The sequence below is a fragment of the Micromonospora arida genome (assembly GCF_003857035.1).
Classification (GTDB): Bacteria; Actinomycetota; Actinomycetes; order Mycobacteriales; family Micromonosporaceae; genus Micromonospora; species Micromonospora arida.
This window is the reverse complement of record NZ_QGSY01000197.1, coordinates 1-8,571: the sequence shown is the minus strand read 5'-3', so window position 1 is coordinate 8,571 and position 8,571 is coordinate 1. Positions and strand designations below refer to the sequence as shown.

The following is an 8,571-nucleotide window of genomic DNA, read 5'->3' as shown; positions in this document are numbered from 1 at the left end:
CGTGGGGCGTGGGGCGTGGAGCGCGTGGGGCGTGGAGCGTGGAGCGCGTGGGGGCGCGGAGCGCGGAGAGCGCGGAGAGCGCGGAGAGCGCGGAGAGCGCGGAGCGCGGAGGGCGTGGGGCGTCGAGGGTGCGGAGAGCGGGGGTGGGGTTAGGCGGCGGTGGACCAGATGGCGCGGAAGGCGGCGGCTTCGCCGGAGAGCCATCGTTCGATCTGGTCGGGCTTGGCGTCGGAGGGCATGCGGTGGGCCAGGCCGCGGCGGACGTCGACCAGGACCGGCTCGGCGTGCGGAAGCACCGCGTCCATGTGGCGGGCCATCAGGTGCAGGGTGGCGAGCACCGACTCCTCGCTCGGTGGGGCCTCGTCGAAGTGCAGGCGGACCGCTTCGGCGCGGCCGTCTGCGTGGCGTACCCCGAAGTGGGGGTTGATCTTGACGGGCAGGTCGCCCAGCATGGCCAGGGCGTCGCGGGTCTGGGCGAGATCGACGGCGGCTGGCTCGCCCAGGGAGTGCAGCCAGGTCGTGGCGCCGGGGGTGAGCGCCTGGTAGAGCGGGCGCCATCGTGGCTTGACGATGTCGGCCACCCCGGCCAGGTGCGTGCCGCCGGTGTGGAAGGCGATGTCGGCCTTGAGCGCCTTGACGAACTGGCCGTGCGGGTTGAAGCCGGACCGGCTGGCGCGCTGCTTGCGCAGCCCGCCCACGAAGGTCGCCTTGGTGGGGCCGGTGCGGTCGACGTAGCGGGTGAAACCGAGCAGTGTGGCGTAGGGGGTGAGGGGCGTGGAGGCGGGCGCGGTCACGGGCGTCCTCCCAGGTCAGGGACTCGATTAGTACATACATTCTAATCGACGGGTCTGACATTGCCCAGTAAAAGTAGGGGGTACTGTCCTGTCCGCAGGCACCTGGCACGGTCCGGGATGACTGGCAAAATTGGGGGCACGAGCGTCCGGGCCAAGTGACACACTGTGTCCGTCTTGCTTCACCTCTGGCGGCCTGCGGTCCCTTCACAAGGCCTGAGTTCACGCCTCACTGGCCGCCATGGCCTGCTCAACGAATCGGGCCAGGGTCAAGGTCCGCCCTGACCCTGGTTGATCCCGCCGGCGACCGTCGGGGGCACGGCGAGGTGCCGTCGCCTCACTGGTGGAGGCGAGGCAGCAGCGTGCCGCCGTCGGTGTGCTCGCGTAGGTAGTCGGCAAGCGTCGCCAGGTCGGCGCCGGTCATCGCGTGATCCCCCGATCGCGCTGCTCGGCGCGCAGACACGCCGGGTGCCAGCGGACGTAGCGGGCGCCGTCGTCATCGATGGTCGGCACCGTCCGGGCGTCGTCGAGCGGCACGTACTGACCGCAGTCGCCCGGCCGCACCGGTTGCGCGGGTCGGCGCGGTCCAGAGCGTCCGAGTCGACCGGCGGCAGCTCGCCGTCCAGGTAGACGGTGACGCCGTCACCGGAGCGGCGTGGCCGGCGCCTGCGGGAGATGCCGGACGGGCGCAGCCGGTGGCGCTACCTAAGCCGGTGGTAGACGACGTCTTCGAGGTTGCCGCGGTTGAAGGCGGTGTTCGGGCTCCCAGTCGCAGCTGCATTCCACAGTGGCGTACACCTGCTGGTCACGGAAGCTGTCGCGCTCGACGGCAACCTCGACGGGTGGACCCCAACCCATCGACCGAAGTCCATGATCGCTGCCCCTCGTCCACGGACAGAACCTAGCCGCACGGGCAGGCCGCAGCCGGCAGTGCGCCGGTGCGGGGCCTGCGTTGGAACGCTTCCTCGATCTCGGTGAGTAGACGCTGCCGGGCCGCTGCGTCGATCAGCTCACCGCGGACGAACACACTGTCGATCCGGCTCACGTTGCTGATGTCGTGCATCGGGTCCGCGTCGAGCAGGACCAGATCGGCGATCTGGCCACGCGCGATTGCGCCCCGATCGCGCTGACCGAGGCTGCGGGCCGGCTCCAGCGTCGCCGCCCGCAGCGCCTGCGCCGGGGTCAGACCGGCCCGGACCAGCAGACGCAGTTCGTCGTGCACGCTGAAGCCCGGCAACAGGTAGGCGGTGCCGAGGTCGCTGCCGGTCAGCAGTGGCACGCCGGCCCGGGCCAGCTCGCCGGCCAGCCGCAGGCGCCGCTCGAACAGCTCCTCGCGTTCGGCGCTCTCGCGGGGAGTGCGGCCCTTCAGATAAAAGTTCTCGGTCGCCCACTGCCAATACCCGAGCGTGTCCGCGCTGGCGTACCGGAAGCGTGGGTCGTTGTGCTGCACCTGCTGCGGCACATCGCAGGTCAGGTGTAGGACGAGGGTGGGCGTCACGTGAGTGTTGTTGCGGGCCAGCCGCTCGAACACCCTGGCGGCTCGGTCCCGGCTGTAGCTGCGGGCTGCCGCGTACTCGACCGGGTGCAGGCCGGTGAACCATCCGGCGTAGTCGCCACCGGCCACCTTGATGCGGGAGATCTCCCGGCGCAGTCGCCGTTCGTCGCGGGAGGTGTCGTACCAGAATTCGAAGAGATGCTCGATGCTGTGCAGCCCGGCGTCGCTCGCCTCGGTGACCGGCACGAAGTCAGGGACGTGCCCTAGGAACGGCAGGTCGATGCGGCGAGCCTCGGCGGCGATCGCATGGAAGGACTCGCGGCTGAGCCGGGTGTAGGTCTTGAGGAAGTCAGCGCCGGATTCCTGGCGTACCGCGGCCCTGGCCTGGTCGGCGTCGGCCACCGCGACATAGGGAGGGCCGAGCCCTTCCCACAGTGAGGGTGCGCCGTCCAGTATCGCGCTGCCGATCAGGAACTGTGGCCCCAGCCGGGTGCCCGAGGAGATGTCGGCACGCCAGCCGCGGACAGCGTTGCTCGATGACATCTGCCGCACGGTTGTGACGCCGTTGACCACGTACATCTCCGGGTCGTACGGGTCGATTTCGGTGGCATGGGTATGCATGTCGGCGAGGCCCGGGATGAGGAACTTACCGCGGCCGTCGATGACCCGCGCGCGCTCCGGCACCGGCATCCTGCGGAGGTCGCCCACATCAAGGACGCGGTTCCCGCGGATCAGAACATTTTGCGTACGCCGAATGCCGTTGACGGCGTCGATCGCCGTCACTCCGGTCACAGCTGTGATGTCCGTCGACGCCGCTTCTGCCACCGCCGAGGCGCGGGTCGCGCCGAACAGACCTGCTGCGGTCCCGGCCAGCACCGTACGCCGGGAGATCGTCGTTGCCATGGAACCCTCCTGTAGGTCGAAGTTTGCTAATCCTCATCGAGGCGGAATCTCGGTGTCGGTAGTGCTGGCACCCCGGACCGGGGTAGGAAAAATCCCCGAGGCGGTGCGTACCGCTGCTCGTTGCGAGTTGGCCGGCGTGCCCGTTGACTGGCCTGTCCCTTACCGAGTCGGAGGTAGTCCCGGGCGGCGGTCAGCCCAGGGCGTTCGGTGGAGCGGGTGGAAGGCTCATTCATGAATGTGCCGAGGCCGCGTGACGTTGATCCGGTATCGACACCATCGACTCAGGCCGCTGCCCCCAGGTGAGGGCGATCCAGAGGTCGGTGATCGTCGAATCATCGAGGTAGAGCGTGAGCGGCCCGACCGCCGGCGGTAGGGGCTCGACGAGGAGCCCACTGCGCAGGTCGCCGACGCTCGGATCGGCGCGCGGCAGGGTCTTGTGCCGAGACCCCGGCGGGTTGTCGGCTGCCGCGTCGTACAGCGTCACGTCGGCGTCGCCGGCCGAGGCGAAGAGTTCCAGTGCGTGCAGCACCCGGTCGGTGGTGAGTCGGGACCAGTACGGGTAGTGCTCCTCTCGCAGCGTGAGCGTCAGCGGTGCGGTCGGCGGTAGGCCGGTAGGGGTCGTCGCGACGAAGCGGGCCACTCGGTCGGGAACTCGTGCCGTACGGACAGCAGCCTGGTCGAGCCGACCGCCGCCGCCGCGGCGATCCGCCCCTGCAACGCCGCCACGGCGGCCGATCGCAGCGCGGCTGCCGACCAGGCTGTCGCCCTCTACGTCAGCGGCTCTAACAACCAGATCCAGGTCAACCAGGCTGGTCGCGGCAACGCCGGTGCGAGTCCCGAATCGCCAGATGACGAGAACGTGGCCAGGTCGAGCCTGCGATGGACCCGCAGGCAGACGCTGTGGACCATCGCCGACAGCGCGTACGCCCTTGGGATCAGTGCGCTCCGCGACACCTCGGACAGCGTCCAGCCTGTGCCGCCGTACGCCGTGATCCGCTCGGCCGAATCCCCTGGGTGCGCATCGTTGCCGAGGTGCTGGCGTAGCCCGGGCTCGTCCTTCGCCTGCAGCAGCGACACGTACGTCTCCGCATAGCCGCGGAGGGTCGCTGGGTCCGGATTCGACGACTCGTCCGGACCACCGCATCCGCCGAAGACGGCGGCAAGGAGAGGCCCTTCCTAGAGCTGACCGACGTCGGTGATCCGCACGACCGCCGCGCCGACCTCGTCCGAGGCCACCAGGTCGATCTCGGCGCTGATGCCCCAGTCGTGGTCGCCGTCCGGGTCGTCGAAGATCTGCCGTACGGTCCACCGCTCCCGGCCCTGCTCGATCATCAGCAGCGCCGGACCGCGGGCGTCCGGCCCGACCCCGATCGAGTCGTACGCCTCGAAGTACGGCGCCAGGGCGTCGGCCCACGCGTCGTAGTCCCAGCCGTCCTCGGCGTCCAACTCGGCGAGCAGGTCCCAGCGGCGTAGCGCGGCCAACTCGACGCGTCGGAACAGCGCGTTGCGCACCAGCACCCGGAACGCCCGCGCGTTGCGGGTCACCGCCGGCGGCCGATCGGTCAGGGCGGCGTGCGCCTGGGCCACCTCGGCCACGTCGGACGGGTTGCGCAGCCGTTCCCACTCGTCGATGAGACTGGAGTCGACCTGGCGGACCAGCTCGCCCAACCACTCGATGAGGTCGATCAGCTCCTCGGTCTTGGCGTCCTCGGGCACGGTCTGGCGCAGCGTCTTGTACGCGTCGGCCAGGTAGCGCAGGACGAGACCTTCCGAGCGGGTCAGCCCGTAGAACTGCACGTACTCGGTGAAGGTCATGGCCCGCTCGTACATGTCGCGGACGACGGCCTTGGGGGAGAGCTGGTGGTCGGCGACCCAGGGGTGCCCCTGCCGGTACATCTCGTACGCGGCCTCCAGCAGCTCGGCCAGGGGCTTCGGGTGGGTCACCTCGTCGAGCAGCTCCATGCGGGCCTCGTACTCGATGCCCTCGGCCTTCATGGCGGCGACCGCCTCGCCGCGCGCCTTGAACTGCTGCGCGGAGAGGATCTGCCGGGGGTCGTCGAGGATCGACTCGATCACGCTCAGCACGTCGAGGGCGTACGACGGGGACTCGGCGTCGAGCAGCTCGATGGTGGCCAGCGCGAGGGGGGAGAGCGGCTGGTTGAGGGCGAAGTCGAGCTGGAGGTCGACGGTGAGCCGGATCCGCCGGCCGGTCTCGTCCGGCTCGGGCAGCTCCTCGACGACACCGCCGGCCCGCAGGGCCCGGTAGATGGCGATCGCGCGGCGGATGTGTCGGCGTTGCGCGGCGGGTTCCTCGTGGTTGTCGGTGAGCAGGTGCCGCATCGCGGTGAACGCGTCCCCGGGCCGGCCGATGACGTTGAGCAGCATCGAGTGGCTGACCTGGAAGCTGGAGGTCAGTGGCTCCGGCTCGGCGTCGACGAGTCGGTCGAAGGTGGGCTGGCCCCAGCCGATCGAGCCCTCCGGCGGCTTCTTGCGGACCACCTTGCGCCGCTTCTTCGGGTCGTCACCGGCTTTGGCGAGAGCCTTCTCGTTGTCGATGACGTGTTCCGGGGCCTGCACCACGACCCGGCCGATGGTGTCGTAGCCGGCCCGGCCGGCCCGCCCGGCGATCTGGTGGAACTCCCGGTTCTTCAGCAGCCGGGTACGGACCCCGTCGTACTTGGACAGGCCGGTGAACAGCACGGTCCGGATCGGCACGTTGATGCCGACGCCGAGGGTGTCGGTGCCGCAGATGACCTTGAGCAGGCCGGCCTGGGCGAGGGTCTCCACCAGGCGGCGGTACTTGGGCAGCATGCCGGCGTGGTGCACGCCGATGCCGTGCCGGACCAGCCGGGACAGCGTCTTGCCGAAGCCGGCGGTGAACCGGAAACCACCGATCGCCTCGGCGATCATGTCCTTCTCGGCGCGGGTGCAGACGTTGACGCTGGTCAGGGCCTGGGCGCGTTCCAGTGCGGCGGCCTGGGTGAAGTGCACCACGTACACCGGGGCCTGCTTGGTCTCCAGCAACTCCTCAAGCGTCTCGTGCAGCGGCGTCATCGCGTACGAGAAGATGAGCGGGACCGGCCGCTCCGCCGTGCGCACGACGGCGGTGGGCCGCCCGGTGCGCCGGGTCAGGTCGTCGACGAAGCGGGTGGTGTCCCCCAGAGTGGCGGACATCAGGATGAACTGGGCCTGCGGCAGCTCGATGATCGGCACCTGCCACGCCCAGCCCCGGTCGGGTTCGGCGTAGAAGTGGAATTCGTCCATGATCACCTGACCGACGTCGGCCTTCGTGCCCTCGCGCAGCGCCAGGTTCGCCAGGATCTCCGCGGTGCAGCAGATGATCGGGGCGTCGGCGTTGACGCTGGCGTCGCCGGTGAGCATGCCGACGTTCTCGGCGCCGAAGACCTCGCAGAGCGCGAAGAACTTCTCCGACACCAAGGCCTTGATCGGTGCGGTGTAGAAGGTCGTCCGGCTGTCGGCGAGGGCCGCGAAGTGCGCGGCGATCGCCACCAGGCTCTTACCCGAGCCGGTGGGCGTGTTCATGATCAGGTTGGCGCCGGAGACGATCTCGATGACCGCCTCTTCCTGATGGGGGTAGAGGTCGAGGCCGCGCTCCTTCGCCCAGCCGGCGAACGCGTCGAAGAGGGTGTCGGGGTCGGCGCTTGTCGGCAGCGCGGCGGTGAGCGTCATAGCCTGTCCATGGTGCCTGGATCATGCCCCGGTACGCCAACCCGGCCTGCACCGGACCCCCGTCCGGGCATCCCGAACGCCCCGCCGCGTTCCGGTTCGGGCGTTTCGTCGGTCACCGTCGGCGGTACAGCAGGTCGGCGACCGGCCGACCGGCAGTGATCGCCCGCCGTTCGAACTTCGTCACCGGTCGGTGCGCCGGCCGCGGCGCGAAGCCGCCGTACGTGTCCACCAGCTCCGGGTCCGCGTCGAGGGTCTCCCGCATCACATCGGCGTACTCGGCCCAGTCGGTCGCGCAGTGCAGCATTCCGCCGGAGCGCAGCCGGGACCGCAGCAGCGCCACGTGCGTCGGCTGGATGATCCGCCGCTTGTGGTGGCGGGACTTCGGCCACGGGTCCGGGAAGAAGACGTGCACGGCGTCCAACACACCCTCGGGCAAGCCGTTGACCAGGGACAACGCGTCGCCCTCAGCCACCCGTACGTTGCGCAGGCCATCGCGCTCCACCAGGTGCAGCAGGTTGGCGATTCCCGGCGTGTGCACCTCGACCGCCAGATAATCTCGATCCGGGTCGGCGGCAGCCATCGCAGCGGTGGTGTCGCCCATGCCCGAGCCGATCTCCAGCACCACGGGCGCCCGGCGACCGAACAGGTCGACCAGGTCGACGGGCAGCACAGGCCCGTCCGGCACATCCAGGCCGTACGCGGGCCAGAGCCGGCTCAGCGCGTCGGTCTGCCGGTCGCTCATCCGACCCCGGCGGGGGTGGAACGTGCGGATCGTCCGGCTCGCGGGCGGGACGGCGGGGTCATGGTCGGTGGCGGTCACAGCGACCCGAGCGTACGCGACGCCGCCGGCGGATCGGATGTGATGTGCGACCGGAAATGAGAGGATCCAACTGGTACGGCAGGTCGGGTGCTCCACCGCCCGACCCGGCCGCACGGCGTCGAGAGGGGGCATCGTGACAGTGACCCGCGGCGTCGTGACCCTGTCGCTGGTGACCGTGCTGGCCGGCCCCCTGCTGGCCGCCACGCCCGCCCTCGCCGCGCCTGAGCCTGCCGCCGTTGCCCTTGCCGCATCCCAGCCCGCCGTCGCCGTCTTTGCCGTGTCCGAGCGGCCTGCTGCCGTTCTTGCCGTGCCCGAGCAGGCTGTTGCCGTTGCGCCAGCGTCCGAGTGGGCCGCCGCCGTCGCGCCCGCGTCCGAGTGGACCGTTGCCGTCGCGCCCGCGCCGCAGCCCGAAGGGCCGCCCGGCGGAAGGCCTCAACCGACTCCGGCGGTGGACATCTTCGTCGAGGTGAGCCCCAGCACTGTGCAGCCCGGTTACCTGGTCGGCATTCGGGCCAGTTGTCGGGACAACTCGGTGGGCGCCACCGTGGTCTCCGACGCTTTCGGGGCGGTCGGCGTGCAGCCACAGCGCGGGGTGCTCACCGCCGCGCCGATGGTCCGCGAGCGCACCCGCCCCGGCAACTACCGGGTCAAGCTGGAGTGCCGCGACGGCGAGACCGCCTCGACGATGCTCCAGGTGGTCAAGAAGGTCCCCGTCCAGCCCAGCCGTGGTCCGGCGACCGGCTTCGGTGGGAGCAGCGGCGGGATGACCGGCAAGCTGCTGCTGCCCGGCGGCGCAGCGCCATCACGGCGAGGACCAGCCCGGTGATGATCAGCGCCGCCCCCGAGCCGCCGCGCGTCGCTGAGGCCCGCCA

7 protein-coding genes are annotated in these 8,571 nt (G+C 70.4%); 1 reads left to right on the top strand and 6 read right to left on the bottom strand.

Features of this window, described 5'->3' with window-relative positions; genetic code table 11:
- Nucleotides 1-149: 149 nt before the first annotated feature.
- From DLJ58_RS18670 to trmB, 6 genes are all read right to left on the bottom strand, one after another.
- Nucleotides 150-794 carry a hypothetical protein gene (locus DLJ58_RS18670; protein WP_124858141.1) on the bottom strand — a complete coding sequence of 215 codons (645 nt, stop codon included), beginning with the start codon at nt 792-794 and terminating at the stop codon, nt 150-152.
- An 898-nt stretch (nt 795-1,692) separates the two neighbouring features.
- The gene (locus DLJ58_RS18665) at nt 1,693-3,189 is read right to left on the bottom strand and encodes an amidohydrolase family protein (RefSeq protein ID WP_124858139.1); all 1,497 of its coding nucleotides are present in this window, start codon (nt 3,187-3,189) and stop codon (nt 1,693-1,695) included.
- Between the two features lie 229 nt (nt 3,190-3,418).
- Complete coding sequence (locus tag DLJ58_RS18660) at nt 3,419-3,829, bottom strand: hypothetical protein (RefSeq protein ID WP_124858137.1); 411 nt, start codon at nt 3,827-3,829, stop codon at nt 3,419-3,421.
- 128 nt (nt 3,830-3,957) lie between these two features.
- Nucleotides 3,958-4,266 carry a hypothetical protein gene (locus tag DLJ58_RS18655; RefSeq protein ID WP_124858135.1) on the bottom strand — a complete coding sequence of 103 codons (309 nt, stop codon included), beginning with the start codon at nt 4,264-4,266 and terminating at the stop codon, nt 3,958-3,960.
- Between the two features lie 99 nt (nt 4,267-4,365).
- Nucleotides 4,366-6,879 carry a DEAD/DEAH box helicase gene (locus DLJ58_RS18650; RefSeq protein ID WP_124858133.1) on the bottom strand — a complete coding sequence of 838 codons (2,514 nt, stop codon included), beginning with the start codon at nt 6,877-6,879 and terminating at the stop codon, nt 4,366-4,368.
- 112 nt (nt 6,880-6,991) lie between these two features.
- A complete protein-coding gene (gene trmB / locus DLJ58_RS18645) occupies nt 6,992-7,699 on the bottom strand; it encodes a tRNA (guanosine(46)-N7)-methyltransferase TrmB (protein ID WP_425271324.1) in 708 nt (235 codons plus the stop codon).
- A gap of 130 nt (nt 7,700-7,829) precedes the next feature.
- On the opposite strand from trmB, the gene DLJ58_RS34280 reads away from it, so the two are divergent.
- Entirely contained in the window at nt 7,830-8,525 is a 696-nt protein-coding gene (locus tag DLJ58_RS34280; RefSeq protein ID WP_244219012.1) for a hypothetical protein, read from the top strand.
- Nucleotides 8,526-8,571 lie beyond the last annotated feature (46 nt).